The sequence below is a fragment of the Hanstruepera marina genome (assembly GCF_019880635.1).
Classification (GTDB): Bacteria; Bacteroidota; Bacteroidia; order Flavobacteriales; family Flavobacteriaceae; genus Hanstruepera; species Hanstruepera marina.
On the sequence record NZ_JAINVX010000002.1, the window covers coordinates 24935 to 47378 of the forward strand.

The 22444-nt window shown below is 31.6% G+C and carries 13 protein-coding genes; 9 read left to right on the forward strand and 4 right to left on the reverse strand.

The annotated features are described in order from the left end of the window. Window positions 1-69 precede the first annotated feature (69 nt). The 5 genes from K7G76_RS07800 (at window position 70) to K7G76_RS07820 (ending at window position 11053) form a co-directional block, all read left to right on the forward strand. Entirely contained in the window at window positions 70-861 is a 792-nt protein-coding gene (locus tag K7G76_RS07800) for a GLPGLI family protein (RefSeq protein ID WP_223033650.1), read from the forward strand. Window positions 862-864: 3 nt separating this feature from the next. Then, the gene (locus K7G76_RS07805; protein ID WP_223033651.1) at window positions 865-3477 is read left to right on the forward strand and encodes a carboxypeptidase-like regulatory domain-containing protein; all 2613 of its coding nucleotides are present in this window, start codon (window positions 865-867) and stop codon (window positions 3475-3477) included. A 75-nt stretch (window positions 3478-3552) separates the two neighbouring features. After that, complete coding sequence (locus K7G76_RS07810) at window positions 3553-5742, forward strand: peptidase domain-containing ABC transporter (protein WP_223033652.1); 2190 nt, start codon at window positions 3553-3555, stop codon at window positions 5740-5742. A 55-nt stretch (window positions 5743-5797) separates the two neighbouring features. After that, window positions 5798-7096 carry an HlyD family secretion protein gene (locus K7G76_RS07815; RefSeq protein WP_223033653.1) on the forward strand — a complete coding sequence of 433 codons (1299 nt, stop codon included), beginning with the start codon at window positions 5798-5800 and terminating at the stop codon, window positions 7094-7096. Window positions 7097-7363: 267 nt separating this feature from the next. Then, complete coding sequence (locus K7G76_RS07820) at window positions 7364-11053, forward strand: YobI family P-loop NTPase (RefSeq protein WP_223033654.1); 3690 nt, start codon at window positions 7364-7366, stop codon at window positions 11051-11053. Window positions 11054-11631: 578 nt separating this feature from the next. Here the strand turns inward: K7G76_RS07820 and K7G76_RS07825 are convergent. Together K7G76_RS07825 and K7G76_RS07830 are read right to left on the reverse strand one after the other, a co-directional pair. Continuing rightward, window positions 11632-12717, reverse strand: a complete 1086-nt coding sequence (locus tag K7G76_RS07825; protein ID WP_223033655.1) for a sensor histidine kinase — start codon at window positions 12715-12717, stop codon at window positions 11632-11634. Further along, complete coding sequence (locus K7G76_RS07830) at window positions 12714-13490, reverse strand: LytR/AlgR family response regulator transcription factor (RefSeq protein ID WP_223033656.1); 777 nt, start codon at window positions 13488-13490, stop codon at window positions 12714-12716. The genes K7G76_RS07825 and K7G76_RS07830 overlap by 4 nt, the downstream gene beginning before the upstream one ends. A 366-nt stretch (window positions 13491-13856) precedes the next feature. Here K7G76_RS07830 and K7G76_RS07835 point away from each other — a divergent pair, with 366 nt between their 5' ends. Genes K7G76_RS07835 through K7G76_RS07850 form a run of 4 tightly spaced genes read left to right on the forward strand, consistent with a single transcriptional unit; the run spans window position 13857 to window position 20250 of the window. Next, window positions 13857-16952, forward strand: coding sequence for a SusC/RagA family TonB-linked outer membrane protein (locus K7G76_RS07835; protein ID WP_223033657.1), 3096 nt, complete (start codon window positions 13857-13859; stop codon window positions 16950-16952). A 12-nt stretch (window positions 16953-16964) separates the two neighbouring features. After that, window positions 16965-18458, forward strand: coding sequence for a SusD/RagB family nutrient-binding outer membrane lipoprotein (locus K7G76_RS07840; protein WP_223033658.1), 1494 nt, complete (start codon window positions 16965-16967; stop codon window positions 18456-18458). Window positions 18459-18485: 27 nt separating this feature from the next. After that, window positions 18486-19334, forward strand: a complete 849-nt coding sequence (locus K7G76_RS07845) for a hypothetical protein (RefSeq protein WP_223033659.1) — start codon at window positions 18486-18488, stop codon at window positions 19332-19334. 13 nt (window positions 19335-19347) lie between these two features. Next, window positions 19348-20250 (forward strand): hypothetical protein, encoded by a 903-nt coding sequence (locus K7G76_RS07850; RefSeq protein WP_223033660.1) that lies wholly within the window; start codon window positions 19348-19350, stop codon window positions 20248-20250. Window positions 20251-20589: 339 nt separating this feature from the next. Here the strand turns inward: K7G76_RS07850 and K7G76_RS07855 are convergent, their stop codons facing one another. Together K7G76_RS07855 and K7G76_RS07860 are read right to left on the reverse strand one after the other, a co-directional pair. Continuing rightward, the gene (locus tag K7G76_RS07855) at window positions 20590-21705 is read right to left on the reverse strand and encodes a BamA/TamA family outer membrane protein (RefSeq protein WP_255572954.1); all 1116 of its coding nucleotides are present in this window, start codon (window positions 21703-21705) and stop codon (window positions 20590-20592) included. Further along, window positions 21702-22394, reverse strand: a complete 693-nt coding sequence (locus K7G76_RS07860; protein ID WP_223033661.1) for a DUF481 domain-containing protein — start codon at window positions 22392-22394, stop codon at window positions 21702-21704. The genes K7G76_RS07855 and K7G76_RS07860 overlap by 4 nt, the downstream gene beginning before the upstream one ends. Window positions 22395-22444 lie beyond the last annotated feature (50 nt).

The following is a 22444-nucleotide window of genomic DNA, read 5'->3' on the forward strand; positions in this document are numbered from 1 at the left end:
TTTTTAGTTTTGACAAGTCCTTTGTGTACACAGAGGACTTGAATTATAGTCACAAAAATCTATTATTTTATGAAAAATACTTTTTTTTGGTTTTTTACTTTTATTTCAATAAGTCTTTGTGCCCAAAACTTGAAAGATAATTTCCAATATAAGGCAACTTACAAACTTACTTATATTTTGGATTCTACTGCAACTTCATTTCCAAAAAGTGAGGTAATGGTCTTGCTAATAGGTGAAAATATTTCGGCTTTTTCCAGCCGATCCAAATCTTTGGATAATAAGCCATCAGTGCGTGGTAATTCTGGACACACATCTATAAATGCCGTTACCGATTTACACTATATAGTGTTAAAAGATTACAAAAGAGATTTCATATACTATACCCGTCAAATCAAAGAAGATTTTTTTTATTATGAACAGCCTAAAAGTTTGTGCTCTTGGAAATTAACAGGAGAAACTAAAACTTTAAATGGTTATAAGGCACAGAAAGCCACAACAATTTTTTCAGGTAGAGACTATGTTGGTTGGTTTACACCAGAAGTACCAGTGTCGGATGGTCCATACAAGTTCAGCGGTCTGCCTGGGTTGATAATTGAATTGTATGATACTCAAAATCACTATCATTTTGAATTAATTGGCTTTGAAAAGTTAGATCCAAAACCAGCATTCAAAACTAATCTGAAATACTATATTCATACAGACAGAAAAACATTTCTTGAAACGGAACTACGTTATAGGAGAGACCCTTTTAGTTATCAAAAAAACCCTAATCTAACTATTTCACCAGAGGTACATAAAAAGTATATAGAATCTTTTGCCGAAATATTAGAAAAAGAAAATAACCCCCTTGAAAGAGAATAACCTATGAAATTATGGCTGTTTATTATCTTGGGAATATTAGGTTTTGTTGGCAATTCTCAAACACAACTATCAGGCACTGTAAAAGATAGTTCCGACAACCCTGTGGAAAGTGCCACAGTAATAATAAAAAAAACAAACACTCAAGTAATTATTGCTTATACAGTCACTGATGAATTAGGAGGTTTTTCAATTCAAATAGACTCTGTTGTAAAGGGGTTGGAGATGGAGATACAGTCTCTTGGGTTTATGACATGGAAAAATATACTTGAAGCACAGAAAACCCATTTTGACATTATATTACAAGAATCTGTAGAAGAATTAAGGGAGGTAATTTTAAAAACAGATCCAATAAGACAGCGAGGTGATACACTTGCATACGCTGTATCCGCTTTTAAAAATAAAAGCGATCGTACAATTGCAGATGTAATTGAAAAAATGCCTGGAATGAATGTGCTTCCATCCGGACAAATTACATATATGGGTGAGCCTATAGAAAAATACTACATTGAAGGTCTAGACTTAATGGAAGGAAAATATAAATTGGCTAATGAAAGTATTTCTGCTGATGATGTTGCACGTGTAGAAGTATTGGAGAACCATCAACCAATTAAAGTTTTAGATAGTTTGGTGGGGTCAGATCGCACTTCCATCAATATAAAATTAAAAAATAATGTGAGCTTAAGTGGTAAAGCTGAATTAGGTGCAGGTTTCTCGCCAGGTTTAATTAAAACAACCATTACTCCGTTGTTGCTTTCTAAAAAGCGACAAACTTTAGTAAGTTATCAGTACAATAATACAGGTGAAGATTTGGCTTCTAATTTTAAGAGTTTTTCTTCATCACAATCTCTGCTTCCTGAATTCAACACTTCAAAGAAAGGCCTTTTGGAAGTGCAACAATTACAAAAACCGCCTTTTACTCCAGAACGATGGTTGGATAATAGTGATCATTACGGTACGATAAACCATTTGGAAAGATTAAAAAAAGAAATGGATTTAAAAATTAATTTATCTTATCTCAATGGAAGTCGTTTGGAAATGGGCTCGCAAAAAAGTACCTATATAAGTTCTTCAGATAGCCTAAATTATTTAGAAAGTATAAATAATAAATATTATTTACATTCCTTGGATTCTAAAATTACATTAGAGAAGAACACGAGCAAAAATTATTTTAAAAATGAACTTTCATCCCAATCATATTGGGATAGTAGTCAAGGTTTAATAAATAACAACGCATCTGAGATTTCTCAACAACTTTCAAGTCCCTATTGGAACTTAAAAAATCATTTTCATATTTTAATGCCGATTGGGAAACAATTAATCGAATTCAATTCGAAAACAGGTTATGTAAGTACTAATCAAGAACTAATAGTAGCACCTGGAACTTTCGTTGATTTCTTTAACAATGGTGAGAGTTATGATCAAATACATCAATATTTAGAATACCGAGCTTTTTATACTGATAATACAGTTGGGTTAGCTAAAAAGCTAGGAAAGTTTACACTTGCGCCAACAGTTGGTCTTTCTTTTAGAAAAGAACAGTTTGAATCTGAAATAATTACAACAATAACGAATACATTTCCCAATACCAGTAACAATTATTCTTTAAAAAGTACTACCTTTTTCATTTCAAATAAGCTTGAGTATAAAGATAAAATCTGGCAAATTACATTACAAACTCCTTTGTTTGTTAGAAGCTTTAAATTACCTGAATATAGTATTTCTTCTAAACCTCTGACCTTTGAACCCCGTATTTTTGTGTCAAAAAAGCTTACTCCTTTTTGGGAAGTACGATTATCAGGTCAAATATCTAATTCGTTTGGCGAAGCAGAAAATCTTCATAACGGTTTTATATTAAAAAATTATAGAAGTTTAGTGCGATATGATCCAATATTAAGCAGGCAAACACAATATAATGCTTCTACTGGACTTAGATACAGAAATGCTTTAAAAGCAGTATTTGGCTCACTTAATTTTTCTATAATAAAAAACAAAAATAATTTAATTTTTGACTATCAAGTGTCTCCAGAAGGTGGTTTAGCCATTAAAAGTATTGAACAAAACAATAATCAAATCCAGAAAAATATTTCATTTAATTTCAGTAAGTATTTAGACAGTTGGAAAACTACATTAAGCGGGGGCGGAAGTTTTTATTTAGTAGAACAAGACCAAATTGTAAATAATGCTTTTGATCGATATAAAACCTACGGGCAATTGTATGAGTTTAAAGCAGATATTGATGCTGAAAAGTGGTTTGGTATAAAAGTAAATTCTACGTTCAATACTTCTCAACTTAAGTCGCAAGATTTTAGTTTTAATAGGGTGGAAAACTGGGTCAATTCTGTGAATGCATTTTTTTATTTAGATAAAAAACAATATTTAAATGGTGCTATAGAGCATTATTACAATAATCTTCAAAATAGCCAGAATGCAGTTATTATGAATATAAAATATCAATACTCATTTGAAAAACACCCGATAGATATAAGTCTCTCTTGGAATAATATTTTAAACACAAGAAATTATGTAAACACTCAAAATAATGAATATTATAATTTACAAAGCCTTTATGTTATTAGACCATCACAGGTTTTGTTGACCGCGTTGTTTACATTTTGATTTTTTGACTTTACTCAATTATAAAAAATCAATATTTATTCAATTTGAACTGATAAAAAACACCCTATTTAACTATTGAAAAATTTTCCACATTATATTCAACCAGACAACAAAGATTGCGGTCCTACTTGTCTTAAGATTATAGCTAAATATTATAATAAGGTTATTTCGTTACAACAAATCAGGAAATTAACCGAAACAACTAGAGAAGGTAGTAATTTGCTGAACTTAAGTGATGCTGCAGAAAAAATGGGTTTTAGAACTTTAGGAGTTAAAATTGATTTAGTAAAAATTCCTGATATTCCTTTACCGAGCATAATACATTGGAATAAAAACCATTTCGCAGTTCTATATAAAGTTAAAAAAGGACTTTACTATATATCAGATCCTGCACACGGGTTAATAAACTATAATAAAGAAGAATTTCTAAAACATTGGATCGGTAATAATGCCAATGAGCAAACTCAAGAAGGTATTGTATTGTTAATCGAACCAACACCTAAACTTTATAATATAGTATTTGATACCGAGACCCAAAGGTTAGGCTTTTCGTTTTTAAGTAAATATCTTTTTAAGTATAAACGGTTTTTATGGCAATTGGTCATTGGGCTTATAGCTGCCAGTTTACTGCAACTTATTTTTCCATTTTTAACCCAAAGTGTGGTTGATGTTGGTATTAAAAATCAAGATGTTCATTTTATTTATCTTATCCTTTTTGCACAGTTGGCGCTGTTTATAGGCAGAACCTCTATTGAAGTTATACGTAGTTGGATATTGTTGCATTTAAGCACACGCATTAACATTTCTTTGGTGTCAGACTTTTTTATTAAGCTTATGAACTTACCCATTGCATTTTTTGACACCAGAATGACTGGCGATATCCTCCAGCGTATTAATGACCATAAACGTATAGAGCGAATTTTAACTACTTCTTCTTTGAACGTTCTTTTTTCTATGGTCAACTTAATTGTATTTAGTTTGGTACTAGCCTATTACAACATAAAGATATTTGGTGTTTTTGTATTGGGAAGTATCTTCTATTTTGTGTGGATAACCGTATTTCTAAAAAAACGTAAAGATTTAGATTATAAGCGTTTTTCACAGGTAAGTCAAGAGCAAAGTAAGGTGATTGAGCTTATTAATGGCATGCAGGAAATAAAATTGCACAATGCCGAAAAACAAAAACGTTGGGGTTGGGAATTTGTTCAGGCACGATTGTTTAAAGTCTCCATTGAAGGACTGGCATTAGAGCAATACCAAAGTGTTGGTTCTGGTTTTATCAATGAACTTAAAAATATATTAATAACATTCCTTTCGGCCAAATTGGTTATAGATGGAGACATTACCTTGGGTATGATGTTGGCAATAAGCTATATTGTAGGGCAATTGAATTCACCCATTTCACAGCTTATCAATTTTATTCGTGAAGTTCAGGATGCCAAAATATCCTTGGATCGTTTGTCCGAAATCCATAGCAAGGAAGATGAAGAACCAACAGATATTGATTTTGCAAATGATATTGATGAGGAAGCTGATATTTCAGTTTCTAATTTGTCTTTTCGCTATATAGGTTCAGACCAAATAGTTCTTCAGGAGTTAGACGTAACCATACCTGCAAATAAAGTAACCGCTATTGTTGGTGTCAGTGGTAGTGGTAAAACAACATTAATGAAGCTCTTATTAAAGTTTTATAACCCAATTGAAGGAAACATCAAATTGGGTAATTTTGACCTTAAAAACATTTCCCAAAAAACATGGAGGGATGAATGTGGTGTAGTCATGCAAGAAGGTTATATTTTTAATGATTCTATTGCCAACAACATTGCTGTAGGTGAAGACTATGTTGATAAACAAAAATTGGCTCATGCTGTAGATGTAGCCAATATCAAAGAGTTCATAGAAACCTTACCATTATCTTATAATACCAAAATAGGCATGGAAGGCGTTGGTTTAAGTACAGGGCAAAAACAACGCTTATTAATTGCAAGGGCTGTGTATAAAAACCCTAACTTTTTGTTTTTTGATGAAGCTACTTCAGCATTGGATGCTAACAATGAAAAAGTCATTATGGAAAAACTCGATACCTTTTTTGAAAACAAGACCGTTGTGGTCATTGCCCATAGGTTAAGTACAGTAAAAAATGCACACCAAATTGTGGTTTTAGACAAAGGTAACATTGTGGAAGTTGGAAACCATAATGAGTTGATAAAACAAAAAGGCGATTATTACAACTTGGTTAAAAACCAATTAGAGTTAGGGAGTTAAAATTAATATAGATTAATTCTTCTTTAGGGAAGATGTCTGAAAAACAGATGTTCTAATGCCAGAAAACAAAACTTTAGACAACATAGAATTAAGAAGCGATGAAGTACAGGAAATCCTGACCAAAGTGCCACATTGGATGATACGTTGGGGTAATGTACTATTTCTTTCACTAATAGTGCTATTGCTTCTCATTTCATGGTTTGTAAAATATCCAGACATAATTGTTTCTGAAGCAACGGTAACAACCCAAGTGCCACCACAAAAAGAATATGCAAAAATTACGGGTAAGTTTGATGCTATTTTAGTGGAAGAAAACGAATTGGTAAATCACAAACAACCATTGGCCATTATAGAGAATACAGCCACTTATCAAGACGTTTTTAAATTAAAATCCATAATTGACACCATTAAGGTCGATACAAGAAATTTTAGTTTCCCTATTGATAGTATTCCCTTTTTGTTTTTAGGTGATATTGAATCACAATATGCATTGTTTGAAAATAGTTATATTCAATATCAATTGAATAAACAATTACAACCATTTGCTAACGAGGCTATTGCTAATAGTTATTCTGTTTCCGAATTGAACAACAGGCTTCGGAGTTTACAATCGCAAAAGGAAATCAACAGAACAGAGCTAGAGTTTAAAAAAAAGGATTTAGAGAGGAATAGGTCTTTATTTGAAAAGGGAATCATTTCAGCACAAGATTTTGAAAGTAAACAATTGGAATATGCCCAAGCAGAGCGAAATTTTAAAAACTATGAGTCCTCTATGTCGCAAATTCGTGAAGCCATTAGTAATGCCCATAAAACTTCAAAAGGTACTGAAATTAATCAGGTCAAAGAAGAAATGACCTTGCTCAAAAATGTCATACAATCGTTCAATCAATTAAAAAAAGCTATTAAGGATTGGGAATATCTTTATGTACTACAATCTGAAATACAAGGCAAAGTGTCTTTTTTAAATTATTGGAGCATTAACCAAACTGTTAATCAAGGAGATTTGGTGTTTACGATTATTCCAAGTGATAATGAATTTTATGTAGCCAAATTAAAAACACCAGTTCAAAATTCTGGAAAGATTAAAGTTGGCCAACAAGTCAATATCAAACTTGAAAATTACCCTGATACTGAATTCGGAGTCCTCAATGGAAGGGTTAAAAATATATCGCTTATTGCTGACTCCGAAGGATTTTATTATATAGATGTTGAGCTTCCCCAAAAATTGGTCACATCCTATAACAAGGAAATTGACTTCAAACAGGAAATGAAAGGTTCAGCCGAAATCATCACTGAAGATTTACGATTAATAGAACGATTTTTTTATCAGTTTCGGTCTGTTTTAAATAATTAAATAAGGGTTTGATTAATATTTAGCAGCATAGTGGAAACCGTAAGATTTATAGTTAGAAGTATATATTTTCACAAAATTTGAGGAAATTGAATAAGTAGATAGAAAGTAAAATTTAATCTTATTTTACGTATTTTCAGTCAAATCTGTAAAAAATTTTATAAATGACAAGATGTAGAATCTGAATGTTTTTTTAGAGTAATATATCATTTGTGTTTTTATGATAAATAATTAAAAAAAAGTAAAATAGATTGTAAAATTATATGCCAAATGCTAAAAAATTACAAAATCAACCTCCAAAATATCAAATCATTTTTTAAAGAACTAAAAAAAGTTTTAAAGAGTAGTTTTCTAAAAGAAAAAGTTGAGAAAGAAACAAATGATTATGATTCTTTATCACCAACTGTTTTGAGTGAAGAAGACATTTCTGTTTACAATAATGCTCTTAAAGTTGCGCTAGAAGATGAAGAAATAAAGAATATTGCTTTAACAGGAGTTTATGGTTCAGGTAAAAGTAGTATTGTAAAAACTTTTCAAAAACTAAATCCTCCACCTAAATATCATTATTTAAACATTTCATTAGCTGCTTTTAAACCAGTTGAGACTAATGGGGAAAGTGATGAGATTGATGATTTAGAAAGATTGTTGGAGTTAAGTATTTTGCAACAACTTTTTTATCACGTAAAGCATAACAGAATTCCTGATTCAAGATTTAGAAGGATTAAGAGTTTGAGTAAGTGGAGAATAGGAGTAATATCATTTTCTGTTGTATTATGGATTATCTCTTATTTTATATTATTCAAGGAAAGTTTAGTGCTTAAAATCATTCCTGAAAACTGGGAGTTTATATATTTTCAGTATGTAGCATTGTTACTTATTTTACTTGGTCTAGGCTTGTTTGCTGGAAAAATAATTAGAGTTTTGAATAATAGTAAGTTAAATAAACTCAATGTTCAGAGTGGGGACTTTGAACTTAACGATAATATTGACCAATCAATCATTAATAAAAATATTGATGAAATAATTTATTTTTTTGAGAAAACTCCGTTTAATGTTATTGTAATAGAGGATTTGGATAGGTTTGAAAACACAGAGATATTTAGCAAATTAAGAGAGATTAATTTATTGTTGAACAGCTCTGAACAAGTTGGTAAAAGAGTTGTCTTTGTATATGCAGTACGTGATGACCTTTTTGAAGATTATAAACATAGAACAAAGTTTTTTGATTTTATTATCCCAGTCATACCAATAATAAATCCCTCTAATGCGAATGAAAAGTTAATCGAGAAATTAAACAATTTAGATTCAGATAAAAAACCCGAAGAAGATTTTATAGATGAGGTTTCGTTTTTTGTGAATGATATGAGGTTACTAAAGAATATTTGGAATGAATATTTGATTTACAGAGATAATTTGAGTAACAGCTTGATGCAGGATAGGCTATTTGCAATGGTAATTTATAAAAACCTTTACCCAAAGGATTTTTCATTATTAAATAACAATGAAGGAGAGCTTTATAAGATTATAAACAGGAGAGAACAGCTTGTGAAGAATAGAGAAGTTGAGTTTGATGAGTTGATTGAAGCAGAAAGATTGAAAATTGAAGTAATAAAAAAAGAGCAGATTAAAAGTGAAGCTGAATTAAGGGCGATTTATGTTAATGCAATTTTTCAAAATATACCAACAGCTTTATTAATAGAAATTGAGGGAGCAATTTATGGGGCTAAAGATTTAGTTTCTAAAAGCATATTTGATAAGTTAAAAGAGATAGATGGCTTTAGGTATTATACCTACGATAACTATAATAATGTAAGGCAAGCCAATTCTTATCGTAGAGTTCAAGTGTCGAATTTAGGATTTGCTGACATTGAAAAGAAAGTTAATCCAGACTTAACATTTAGTGAGCGTTTAGAAAATTTAAATAAAGAAAAGCTTGATGCGCATTCAAGAGAAATTGAAAATTTTAAAAGAGAAAAAGAAAGAATTAGACAGTTGACTTTAAGCCAGATTGTTGAAAAGAGTAGTAAAGAGGATGTTTTTGGACGGTATTTAGAGGACAAGTTAATCGTGTACCTTATAAGTGAGGGGTATATTAATGAGCAATATTCTGACTATTTATCATATTTTCACGAAGTAAGCCTAACGAAACAAGATTATGATTTTCTTCAAAGTATAATCAGTGGTATACCCAATGACTATAATTTCAAATTAAATAAAGTTGATAAACTGATAAAGAAAATAAAGGATAGATACTTTAACTCTGATGCAATATTAAATCATTTTCTTTTGGATTTTTTATTATTAAATCAAAACCTTTATTCGGGTAAGTTAGATTTATTTATAAAGAAGGTTAAAGGTAATCCTGAAAATGGTTTTATTGATAATTATGTTACTAATGGCAAACAGGTTTCAGGGTTTATAAGAGTGTTAAATGAAAAATGGTACAAGCTTTGGGATTATGTGGAATCAAATAAAGACTTTACAAATGAAAAAAAAGAAAAGTATCTAATATTGATAATTAACAATATTGATGTTTCAGGTTATTGGGATTACAATGACAAATTGAAAAATTTTATTTCTAATAAAGAAGACTTTTTAAATACTATCGGATGTAATGCAGATAATCATAAAATAAATAAGCTAATCAAAAAATTGAAATTAAAGTTGAAACATCTAACTAGTCCAACTAATGAAAATGAGGTTGTTTTTGATTATGTATATAATGAAAATCAGTATGAGTTAAACTCTAATAATATTAAAATCCTATTATCGGCAAAAGCTTCTGATGTTTTTAGTGAGGCTGAAATTGTACCTAGCTATAAAAATGTTTTAAACTCTAAATTAACAGGGTTAATTAATTATGTGGAAGAGAATATTAATATTTACGTTGAGAATGTTGTTTTTGATTTAGATGTTTTTGATGAAGATAAAAGATCTTATTTAAAACTTCTTAATAATTCTAATATTGATGAAGATTCAAGAATTAAATTAATAGATAAGTCTAATCTTTACGTTGAAAACTTGAATGAAGTTGTTGATTTGAATATCAAAGAATATCTTGTCGAGGAGATTAAGATTGCCAATAGTTGGAACAATGTATTTGAATATTATGATTCTATTGGTGTTAAAGAAGAAGATGGAATAGGTGAGGGATTTGATGAGGTTTTAGTTGGTTATTTAAATGAAGAAGAAGTGGTCGAGGAACTTTCTAAAAGCAAGCTTAGTGATGTTGAAGATAGAGATAGCGACTATATTAAGACTATTTCAAAAATGTTATTATTGACTGATGAGATTTCTGATGAAGCTTTTCCAAAAATAATAAAATCTATTCCCTATAGGTATAATTCTTTGGGGTTTGAAAACTTGTCTAGTAATAAGGTTGGTTTTATGATTGAAGATAGGTTTTTGAATTTGACCACCTCGAATTATGACTTACTGAAACTTCATTTTCCTCATAAGCATATCAATCTTATTGAAAAGTTTATTAATGAGTTTTTGACGACTGTTTCAGAATATAATTTTGAATCGGAAGATTTTATTCAGTTGATAAAAAATAATAAAACGAATAAGGATGATTTAGCTAGCTTAGTGCCTTTAATAAGTGAAAACCTTATTGTTGGTAATAAAGATTTGTCAGCTTTATTGTGTGAGGTTTTATCTGCTTCAAGGAAAGTTGTTTTAAGTTATAGGTTACTTAATAGTCTCTTTGTGAATGGTAAGAAAAATGAGTCAAAAATTATTTTATTGAATAAGTATTTTGAAGATTTGAATAAAGGTGAAATGAAAACTCTGATCGGCTTATTATCATATCCATATAATAAAATGGTGGTTACTAGAAAGAGACCTAGAATAAAATCATCGAGTGAGAATACAAAACTTGTTGAAAAGTTAAAATCAAGTGACTTAATAGCATCTTATTACAATACTAAAGATTTTATTCAAGTAGTTTCTAAATATTAAAAAGAAATATTTATTCAAATTAGATATCCGATATTCTAAAAGCCTAGATTTATTTATTGCGTGATACTTTTGCAAAAGAATACCTTATAATTGGATTGATCCTTATAATTGTTCCTAAAAAATAAAAAAAAATAGCGCCTTATGAGGTTTTAGAGAGGTGTTTTTAGAATGCTTTTTTCACTCAAGTTTTTACAAATTCTGGATTGAGTTTATCATTGAACTGTCTTTTTCGATATCTATATCAATCTACATTTAAAACTTCATTTAAGTTGTTTATAATGTGTTGATTGAAAAATATTTGGAATTAATCTTGGCTACATGCCTCAAAGTATCGTAAATTTGATTAACATTTAATGTTTAACCACAACATCAAACTGCATACGTTTTGCATACAAAAGTGCATACGATTTTGAAAAATAGCAGGAAATAAAATACTGTAAAACAGTATTTTAGGTTTTTAGGGTTCAAACTCATAACCCGAAGGTCACTGGTTCGAGTCCAGTTCCCGCTACTAAAAAAAGAGCAACCAAAATGGTTGCTCTTTTTTATGTACTAGGTACAAGTCTGTTATATAATTATTAAACTTGTTCTTGAGAAAAAGGAATTATTATTTTGGTTTTTACTCCTGTACCGTTTTTTCTGTTTTCAATGGAAAAAGTATAGTCGTCTCCGTATAAAGTTTTTAGCCTTTCAATAGTGTTTTTTAATCCAGTTCCGTATTTGTAATTCTCAGATAAGGGTTCTCCGTTATTAATTACTTCAATGCAAAGTTTGGAGTCCTTCTTGAAAATATCAATGTCAATTTTTAAATCGGTTGCGTCGTAAGAGTAGCCATGTTTGATGCCATTTTCTATTATAGGTTGCAAAATTAAACTTGGAATTAAAACATCATCTAAATCATCCTCCAAATTTATAGAAACATTTAAATGGTCTGAAAACCGAATGCCCATTATATCAATATAGCGTTTAAGTACTTTCATTTCAACTGAAATGGGCAATAAATTAGAATCTTTAAGAAATAATATGTCTCTTAAAAAATCACTAAAATCGGCCAATGTATTTTGGGCTAGTTTTGTGTCAATGTCAATTAAGCTAGATATACTGTTAAGGGTATTAAAGAAAAAATGAGGATGAAGTTGATACTTTAAAATGTTAACCTTTACTTGGGCAAGCTGCTTTTCTATATTGATTTTTTGGATTTCAACATTTAAACTTTTTTCTAAATAGAAATAAGTATTGATAATGAATACACTGGTGAAGTATATAAGAAAATGAGTGTTTAAATATCTTACTGAACTTGTAAAAAGACTGTTTAAAGTTAATTCGTAAGATATGTTTCCGGCCAAAAATTGTATAAAGACATAAAAAAATGAAAATAGTATTCCTGTTACTACTGAAACTAAAGCATGAATTATAATAAGATTGAATAAGTTGAAGTTTTGTTTAATCATCCATCTTGAAAAATAAATGATTAAAAGCATAAGAGGAATGGTATTAATTATCTCAATAGCCGTGTTTTCAACAAGCAATTGGCTCCAGCTAATATGTCTAAAACCATATCCGTTAGATTTTAAATATACTCTTTGAAGGATATTGATTAAAAAGTATACTGAATAAAAACTTAAAAGTATACGGATTAATTTTTTATCTATTTCCCTAATCATTTTAAACCTATTGCTTTTATAAAATCCTTTTTATAGCTTCTACTTATCCGAAATAATTTATTATCGGTCATTTTTACGTCTATTTCACCATAGTTAGAATGAATAAGCTCTTTAACATAATCTAAATTTATAATTGTAGAACGGTGAATTCTTATAAACTTTTCAGGTTGTAAATCGTTTATTAAGTTATTTAATGATTCTCTTAATAAGTGTTTTCTTTCATCAGTATGAATTTCTGCATAATACCCAGAAGCTATTATATATTTAATATTGTCATTTTCAATAAAAAGTACTCGATTACCTAATTTAATAGGTATGCGTTTAGAATTGTTAAGTGAGTTTTTGTCATTCGAGTTTATATATTTTAGTAAATCTTCAACGCGTTCTTCAAACGATGAGTTATGTTGTTGATTAAGTTGCTCAATGGCTTTTTGTGTCGATTTATAAAACCTATCATCCTTAAAGGGTTTTTGTAAATAATCAAAAGCAAACACATCAAAAGCTTTAAGAGCATAATCATTATAGGCTGTAATGAAAATAACCATGGGCTTGCTTTCTGGATTGATTTTTTCAAGAATATTAAAACCAGTCATATCCTTTAATTGAATATCCAAGAAAATTAAATCAGGGTTCAGAGTGTCAATACTCTTTATGGCTTTTTTTCCAGTCGAACATTCATCAATAACCTCTATTTCAGGAACGTCATTCAATAATATTTTGATGCGTTGTCTAGCCAAAGGTTCATCATCTATAATAATAGTTTTTACTGTCATTAGTGGCAACTTTCTTGTTATTACTTTTTTGCTTTTTAATGCAAATTACATATTTAAATTTATTGCGTAGGGGTCTTTAACACAACTTAAATCAAATTATAAGTCGTTAACAGCAAAATATAAGTTGTACAATTCAAAAATCAAGGCAATGAATAAATATGAAAAATAAATTAGAAAGTCGCTATTAGGAATTTTATGAGATTATAGCTTAAAAATTAATGGATATAACACTTATTTGAAAGTAATTTGAACTTTTCCATGAAAAACAGTTATTCACATCAAAATATAAGTTAGATACATCAAGAGTAAAATAGGGCAGCATGTTACCAAGTAGATTAGCATATTATTAACATAAAAATAATATCAATGAATCAAGGTTACAAGCTTTTTTTCTTATTCGTATTTTTTTCAATTTGTTCATACGGACAAGAAAAATCAATAACAGGTGTGGTGTCTGACGAGTCGGGTTTACCACTTCCTGGGGTGAATATTTTAGTTAAAGGAACAACAAATGGCACCCAATCAGATTTTGATGGAAAATTTAGTCTTTCTGTCAACGAAAATGATGTTATATCATTTTCATTTCTAGGTTATAAAACAATTGAACAGACTGTGGGTTCCAGTAATACAATAAGTGTTTCACTAGAGCCAGATGTAACAGCCATAGATGAGGTTGTTATTACCGCTTTAGGTATTAAACGAAAGCCCAAACAATTGGCCTATGCCACAACAGAACTTAAGAGTAAAACTTTAGTACAGGCAGCACCTGTAGATGTGGCTTCCTCGCTTTCAGGTAAATCTTCGGGACTTAATATTAACACTAGTGATAATGGTGTAAACCCATCATCTACTATTGTGTTGAGGGGTTACAGTTCTTTAACAGGTAATAATGGAGCTTTAATAGTTGTTGATGGTGTGCCTCAATCACAAGGAGCACTAAACAATTTAAATCCTAATGATATTGAATCCATAAATATACTTAAAGGGGCGTCTTCAGCATCTTTATATGGTTCAAAAGGAGCAAATGGAGCTATAATTGTTACAACAAAAAGAGGGGAGAAAGACGAAAAGATAAGCATTAGCTTCAATTCGGTAGCTACATTCGAAAACGTTAAATATTTCCCAGAAACCCAAACACTTTTTGGAAGTGGTTCTACTCAAAATTTTGAATATGACCCTATAGAAAATGAAAGTTGGGGCCCACGATATGACGGTCTTCCAAGAAGGGTTGGTCCTATTCTTTCAGATGGCACCTATCAAGTATTGCCCTATGCGCCAATTAAGGACAACAAAAAAGACTTTTTTGTAACAGGTGTAACTCTGCAAAACGATATATCGTTGAGTGGTGCAGGTGATAACTCGTCATATTTTTTCTCCGCTCAAAGGGTTGATAGAACTGGCGTGACCCCTGGAGACAAGTATGTTAGAGATAATTTTAGGTTTAATTCAACACGCAAAAGTGGGAAGTTGGAAACATCAACATCTGTATCGTTCTTTCAAGATAAAACAGATGTAGCAGGAGCAAGTCCAAATGATGGTAGCTATTACAGAATCCTTTTAAATACGCCAGGTCATATTCCAATTTCAGATTATAGAAACTGGAGAACCGATAAGTTTTCAACTCCAGACACGTATTTTAACGCTTACTTTAAAAACCCATATCAGGTAATAGATCAAAATAGAAACACTTCAAGATCTAACAGGTTACAGGGTATTGCAAGATTGGATTATGAATTCAATGATTGGATTTCAGCGTCCTATACTTTAGGTGGAACATGGTTTAATAGTAGTTTTAAAAACACACAGGAAGCTTGGCAATACGATCCAACACTTACCTACACAAGACCAGCCAATGAAGTTAATGCAGTACAGGATGGTATGAGCGAAAACTTTAGATTGAATTCTGACCTTTTGGTGAATTTTGATAAACAAATTAGTGACGATTTTAGTGCACGTTTAATTTTAGGTAACCACGTGGAAACCTTTAGGAGTAAGCAAGTAAACATTGGTGGAAATAATTTGTTTACCAATGTAATTTACAATACTAATGTAAGAACAGGTGAATTAACCGGAGGGGAAGGAACTACGCAAAAAAGACTATACTCGTTTTTTGGTGATTTAACACTTGGGTTTAGAGATTACCTATTTTTAACAGGTTCTTATAGGCAGGATATTTCATCAACATTACCAGTTGATAATAATTCTTACGGTTATTATAGTGCGGGTATTTCCTTTGTTCCAACCGATGCTTTTGATGGGTTAAAAGGTGGTATTATAGATTATTTAAAGTTTAACGCCAGTTATGCCAAGGTTGGTAACGATGCTGGAATAGGGCAGATCAATGAAAACTTTCAAGTACCTGGAGGCTTTCCTTTCGGGAGTACTACTGGTTTAAGACCCACTACAGTTGCTGTAGATCCTAATTTAAGTCCTGAATTTTCAACATCTATTGAAGGAGGGTTTAATATTGAATTGTTAAAAAGAAGAATCAAGTTAGGAGCTAATTACTATTTTGTGAAATCTGAAGATCAAATAAACTTTTCACAATCTTCAGCAGGTTCAGGAGCTACATCATACTTAACAAATGTTGGAGAAATTCAGAATAAAGGTATTGAAATTGATTTAGGCCTAGTTCCACTAAAATTCAAGGATTTTCAATGGGATTTAGGTATAACAGTTACAACAAATAAATCTGAAGTTATTTCATTAGCTGATGGTGCAGAGCGTCTACAGGTAGGTACAGGATTCCAAAATACGGCGTTTTTATTTGCTCAAGTTGGTGAATCTTATCCAGCAATTTTTGCGCCAGGTTATGTTAGAGATCCAGAAGGACGTGTTGTTATAGATGAAAATACAGGAGACCCTTTAGTAACGAATGAGTTTATAAACTTAGGATCTACTGTACCAGATTTAATTATTGGTGCAACAACCAACATAAGATATAAAAACTTGTCTTTATCGGCTGTTGCCGATTATAAAACGGGTCATGTTTTCTATAATACAGTAGTTGAGTCGCTGGAATTTGCAGGTTTAACCCTTCATAGTGCCTCTACCAATAGACAGCCATTTGTGTTTCCTAATTCATCGTATGAAACATCACCAGGTTCTGGAGTTTATGTTGCAAACGAGAATATCACAACTTCGGGAGGTAATAGAAACTTCTGGCAAACTTCATATAATAACATTAAGGAGAATTATGTAGTTGATGCTTCTGCTATTAAAATTAGAGAATTAGCTTTAAACTACACACTGCCTTCAAAATTTTTGGAGAATACTGCAATAGAGAATTTATCGTTTGGACTAGTTGCCAATAATTTGGTTATGTGGCGAGCAAAAGAAAACAGATATACAGATCCAGAGTTCTCTATTAATACTGGAGGAACAGGTGTTAGTGGTATAGGTTCTAGTGGTCAAACACCACCAACAGGAACATATGGATTTAGAATGAGTGTAAATTTTTAAAAAATTATGAAAATGAGAAATATTAAAACCAACATGTTACTTTTTTTGATGCTAATTTTTGTGGTGTCATGTAGTGACGATTTTTTGGATGTGAATGATAGTTCAACCAATCCACCATCATCCACACCAGAACTTACATTGCCAGCTGCACAGAAATATAGTGCAGATATGATGTACAATGCCAATAACGCTAATAATTCATTCAACTTATTAGGCGGAATTTATGCAGGTGTAATTTCAGATTCTGGAGACCGCGTATGGTATCAAACAGAACAATCTTATATCATAAACAATGATACGTATCAATCGCTTTGGAACAACACTTATACTCTGGCTTTGTATAGTTACCACTATATAGAAAATTTTGAAGAGGGCGGTTATGATTATTATAAAGCTATAGCCAAAATAATGAAAGCTTATCATTTTGCTGCATTGGTAGATATGTATGGAGATGTTATTTATAGCGAAGCTTTTCAAAGAGGTGAAAATACACAGCCAGCTTATGATGATGATAAAGCAATTTACGATGCCATTTACGAGCAGTTAAATGTTGCCATTAATATGATAGCAAATGCTGATGCCAATACTAGAGCTGTAACAACAGATGTTATTCTGGGAGGTGATATGGTAGCTTGGCAAAAATTTGCCAACACTCTTAAATTAAGAATGCTATTACGTCAAGTTAATACAGGCGAAGATTTGTCAGCTGAATACAACGAAATCATGAATAATGGAGTTGGGTTTATTGAGCAGTCTGTAAATGTAAATCCTGGATATATAGATGAAGCTGGTAAACAAAATCCATTTTATTTTGTACATGGATTTACTGCTGGTGGAGGATCTCCAGGACCTAATGGTGGGGCTACAAGAGGAAGTGATACTTATGTGAATTTTTTAAAAGATAATAATGATCCTCGTGTAGCTAGATTATTTACACCAATAAGCGGTGATTATATAGGTGTGCCACAGAATGTTTATGACAATCAATACAACTCAAATGTAGTATCTAACCTTGGTCCTGGAATCTTGAATTCTAGTGCGCAAGATGCACCTTTAATGCTATTGTCAGAAGCGTTGTTTTTACAAGCCGAAGCTGCTCAAAGAGGCCTCATTACGGGTAGTCCAGGTAATTTGTACAGATCAGGTATAGCAGCGTCATTCCAAGAACTAGGCGTACCAAATCCTGTTAGTGCTGCAAACGATTATGAGTCTAATAGTATTAATCCAATTATTAATTGGGATTCTGCTGATGGATTAGGAAATGAAATAGAAGCTATAATTACTCAAAAATGGATAGCTGGAGGATTTATTTCTGGGTTTGAAGTATGGATGGATAGAGTTAGAACCGAGTTCCCTTCAAATATTCCAATTCCTGCAGGTGCAGTATCTCCAGTTTTCCCTTCAAATTTGTTATATCCTACAGCTGAATTGGCTTCAAACTCTGCTAATGTACCTAGTCAGGGAGCAAATGCAGCTTTTGATAGACATACGTTTTGGATGCAATAGACACTAATATTAAAAAAAAATAAGAACATGAAAACAATTAAATATATAATAATATTGCTTGCAGTATCATTAACAGCAACATCTTGTGTGCTAGATGATGACGAACAAGTGTTTAATGAAGGGCCTTACGTCTTGGCATTTCCTTCAGCTGAAGTTACAGGTTATTTTCTTAATGACAATGCCGATGATTATACCTATACAGTTCCGTTAAGTATTACGGGAGGTAATGGTTTTCCTTTAGATCAAGATGTAAATGCCATGTTTGAGTTCGATTCTTCATCAACAGCTACAGAGGGTGTTGAATTTGATTTTGTTGATAATTCAGGATCTGTTACCATTGAAGGAGGGAATACGTTTGCTAATCTTCCTATTGTTGTGCATTCTGGAGCTTTAGATCCAGCAAACCCTGCAACAGTAGTATTAAATATTACTGGAGGTTCGTCAGCGTCTAACAATAATATAGTTGCTTCTGGAAATACAGGAACGGTTACCATTTATTTACAAGCTACTTGCTCTTCAGATTTAGGAGGAACGTATGCTCTAACCGTAACATCAGATTCAGGAACAAGTAATTTTCATCCTGCTGAAGTTTTAGTTGAGATAGAAGAGGGTCAATATTTAACAGCTACTTCTGGAACATGGGATGTTGGTGTTTTAAATGGAGGTGTTCGTGAAGGGTTTATTTTTCAAGAAGTTTGTGGCAGTATTGTAATCCCACAGCAAAATCTAGCTGGAATTTATGGCAACCTATTGGAAGGAACTGATGTTTTGGGAACAGTAGATCCAACAACTGGAGATATTACGTTAGAATACACTATTGGTTTTTCAGGAAATTCAACCTTTGTGACCTACACGGCAACATATGTTAAACTTTAATACAAATAAGACAATGAAAAAATATATTAAAAATACGTGCAAGGCATTAGTGTTGCCGTTATTATCGCTGGCGGTTCTGTCTTGTGAGAATAATGATGTTGAAGATGTCTATATTGATTCTAACCAACCTACATTGACAGTTACAAGCTCTACAGGTAGTTTTTCTTTTAATGATGTTGAGAGTGATCAAGAGATTGTTTTAACAGCAACTTTAGATAAACCAACCAATAAACAGGTACGTATATACGTATTTCAGGAAAGTGGAACTGCCGATGGTAATGACATTTCATTGCCAGCAACAGGTTATATCAACATTCCCGCATATCAAACGACCGCATCCGCGACTATAACTATTAATAGAGATTTTATTATAGAGGATACAGAAAATGCTGTAATTAATATTGGTGATTCAAGAACTACGGCCGCTTTTTACCAACCGTTTCAAATGAATATTACTATTCAAAATTACACTAATCAGGATGCTACCATGTTGTTGGAGTGGGATGATGATAATTTAGATGATCATTTATGCGATATGGATTTTGATGTGTATTTGGATACGTTTGAAGCTTATGCTTTTACTGGAGACTGTCCAGAAAGCCTATATGAACCTTCTAACCCAAATAACTTGTGGACTGGAGAATTATCAAATGGTGTGCACAACATAATGGTTGATTTATGGGATACTAACGGTTTTGATCCTGCACAGGAAATACCAGTGCCATTGCGATTAACCTTTGGTAAAGTGGGAACTTTTGAAGCCTATCTAGATTTAAATGGATTGTATACATCTGCAAGTGAAGATTCAAATAATGGCTCTGGAGGGGTTATGATGGTTGGCTACGTTGAAGTGACTGATGGAAGCTACAGTGTTTATGATAGAAATAATCAATTGGTCGCTCAAGAAAGCAATTAGTTTTCTTAACCAATTATAAAATTAAAAAAGCTATTAGTTTTTAGGATTAATAGCTTTTTGTTTTATTTAATCGGTTTACATCAAAAACAAGGTAGTTTAAATCATACCTCCTTGATAAGGAGGTCTTATTAATATCTTTGAAATGCGTTATTCCACTAAACTTTGATTGATAAAAAAGGAATAAACTTTGGATTAGTCTCCACAAAAGGCTTGAATACTATTCAAGCCTTTTTTTATTCACTATAGTAAATTTATTCCTTTTCTAAATGATAAGTTATTAAAAGAAAATGTGGTGACAGGCTTACCAAAAATTAAAAGAGCATGGAAAATACCCGAATTTTAAAAAGCCTCATTGATACCAAAATAAACACCATGACTGCCATCTATACCAATACCAGCATCTAATCTAACCCAAGTGTCTTGATTTTTTAATAGTTTAAACCTAATTCCGCCACCAGCACTAGGTTTTAAGCGGTCAAAATTAAATAGTTCTCTTTGTTCGTTAGCAACTTTACCAAATAAACCAAATCCAGCTAAAGCCCAACGCGGATTAAAACGATAGCGGTATTCAGCTTGAACAACATAAAGGCTTCTGTCAATATAACGACCTTGATAATACCCACGGGCTCTATTGCCACCACCATACCAAGCTAATCCTTGAAATGGTGGGTTGCCATAGTTCCCTTCATAGTAAACCTGAAGTGCTACAATGCTCTTTTCTCCAACAGACCGGTAAGTTCTCAAGTCTGCAATAAACTTATTGTAAGTTTGCGTGGCTCCAAACAATTCACTGGAAAACTGTGCGTTAATTTTTACGAGATGACCTGAAAGGGCTGATCCTATATTGTCTCTAGAATCTAAATTGAAAATCACCCCAAACCCACTAATAACAGCACCATCACTTCCAGTTATATCGCCTGAACTCAAGAGGCCTTCGGGTTCAACTTCGGTGACATCGTAGTTTTCGTATATGTATTCAAACCCAAAATTTAAAGCAGGTGGTAAACGTTTTAAAAAACTGACTTTTAGAATCGTTGAAGTCATATCATAAGATTCTAAATTGCTATTAGGAGTATTGTTGCCAATACCCCAAAATGAATTGGGAAAAATTTTCCACTTAAAATTCATGTCTAAAAAGTAATCACCTTTTCCAAAATATATTTGTGGGATTACATCAACTATTATTTGTTTGTTGGATGTTAAAACAACATCGAAAAAAATATTGGAGACACGATCATTATAAATGTTCTTTTGTTTTAAAAGAAACAATTGGCCACCTCCACCAAATCCAAAATTAGTCTCAGGGGTATAAAATATAATGGGAATAGCTACAAATTGAAACTTTTTAGCCTTAATTAAAGTATCAGACTTAATAACATCATCCTTATTTTGTCCAAATCCTTTAAGGCTAAAACAAAGCAGTAAAACTAATATGCATCCTAATTTCTTTATCATAGCGGATTACTGTCTATCAATATTTTAAATCCAAATGAGAATGAGATATTACTTAAATCAAATGTGACATTATCGGTAATTTCTGAATTAGTCTTTTTTTGCTGTACATCTAGCCAATAATTGTTAAAGTTTAAGCCTAGATCGAAAGTAACACGATCTAAAATGACATATGAAAATCCAAAAGTAGCGAGTAAACCAAATCCACTTCCGGTACTTTCACTTTCTATGTATTCATCGTTTATTAAATTACCCAATTTATCCCTATAACGTGTGTAGCCGGGCGAGAGACTAAAGAACACAGAACCAATCTTGTTTTTTGAAAGGTAATATGTGGCTTTAGGACCTAAAAAAAACAGTTCAGAAGTAATTTCTTCAACACCTTCTTCTTCAATATTATTGCGTTCTAAAGAAGCATTTAAACCTATATTTAATCTGTCAATTAAAAATTTCCCAGAACTAATTGTAATATTATAGTTATTGCTAATGCTTTTAATATCGGTGGCTTTATTTACTGTAGAACCTGATCCTATTGAACCACTTAATCCTGTTAACCATCTTCCTTTTCTAAAAGGCATGGAAGCCTCTATTTGAGTACTATCAATTTCTGTAGATTGGTTTTGACCAAAAATATAAATTGAAGTCAAAATTAATACAGGACATAAAATTAATAGACGAATTTTCTGTGTCAAATGAATACGTTTTATTGATTCAGCATTATCGGACTAAATTATTAAAAAAA

Bases quoted from the DNA above. Each gene is read 5' to 3' on its own strand.
- K7G76_RS07835 (WP_223033657.1), top strand. From the start codon at position 13,857: ATGAATCAAGGTTACAAGCTTTTTTTCTTATTCGTATTTTTTTCAATT.
- K7G76_RS07805 (WP_223033651.1), top strand. From the start codon at position 865: ATGAAATTATGGCTGTTTATTATCTTGGGAATATTAGGTTTTGTTGGC.
- K7G76_RS07800 (WP_223033650.1), top strand. From the start codon at position 70: ATGAAAAATACTTTTTTTTGGTTTTTTACTTTTATTTCAATAAGTCTT.
- K7G76_RS07855 (WP_255572954.1), bottom strand. From the start codon at position 21,705: ATGATAAAGAAATTAGGATGCATATTAGTTTTACTGCTTTGTTTTAGC.
- K7G76_RS07845 (WP_223033659.1), top strand. From the start codon at position 18,486: ATGAAAACAATTAAATATATAATAATATTGCTTGCAGTATCATTAACA.
- K7G76_RS07840 (WP_223033658.1), top strand. From the start codon at position 16,965: ATGAGAAATATTAAAACCAACATGTTACTTTTTTTGATGCTAATTTTT.
- K7G76_RS07850 (WP_223033660.1), top strand. From the start codon at position 19,348: ATGAAAAAATATATTAAAAATACGTGCAAGGCATTAGTGTTGCCGTTA.
- K7G76_RS07820 (WP_223033654.1), top strand. From the start codon at position 7,364: ATGCTAAAAAATTACAAAATCAACCTCCAAAATATCAAATCATTTTTT.
- K7G76_RS07825 (WP_223033655.1), bottom strand. From the start codon at position 12,717: ATGATTAGGGAAATAGATAAAAAATTAATCCGTATACTTTTAAGTTTT.
- K7G76_RS07815 (WP_223033653.1), top strand. From the start codon at position 5,798: ATGCCAGAAAACAAAACTTTAGACAACATAGAATTAAGAAGCGATGAA.
- K7G76_RS07830 (WP_223033656.1), bottom strand. From the start codon at position 13,490: ATGACAGTAAAAACTATTATTATAGATGATGAACCTTTGGCTAGACAA.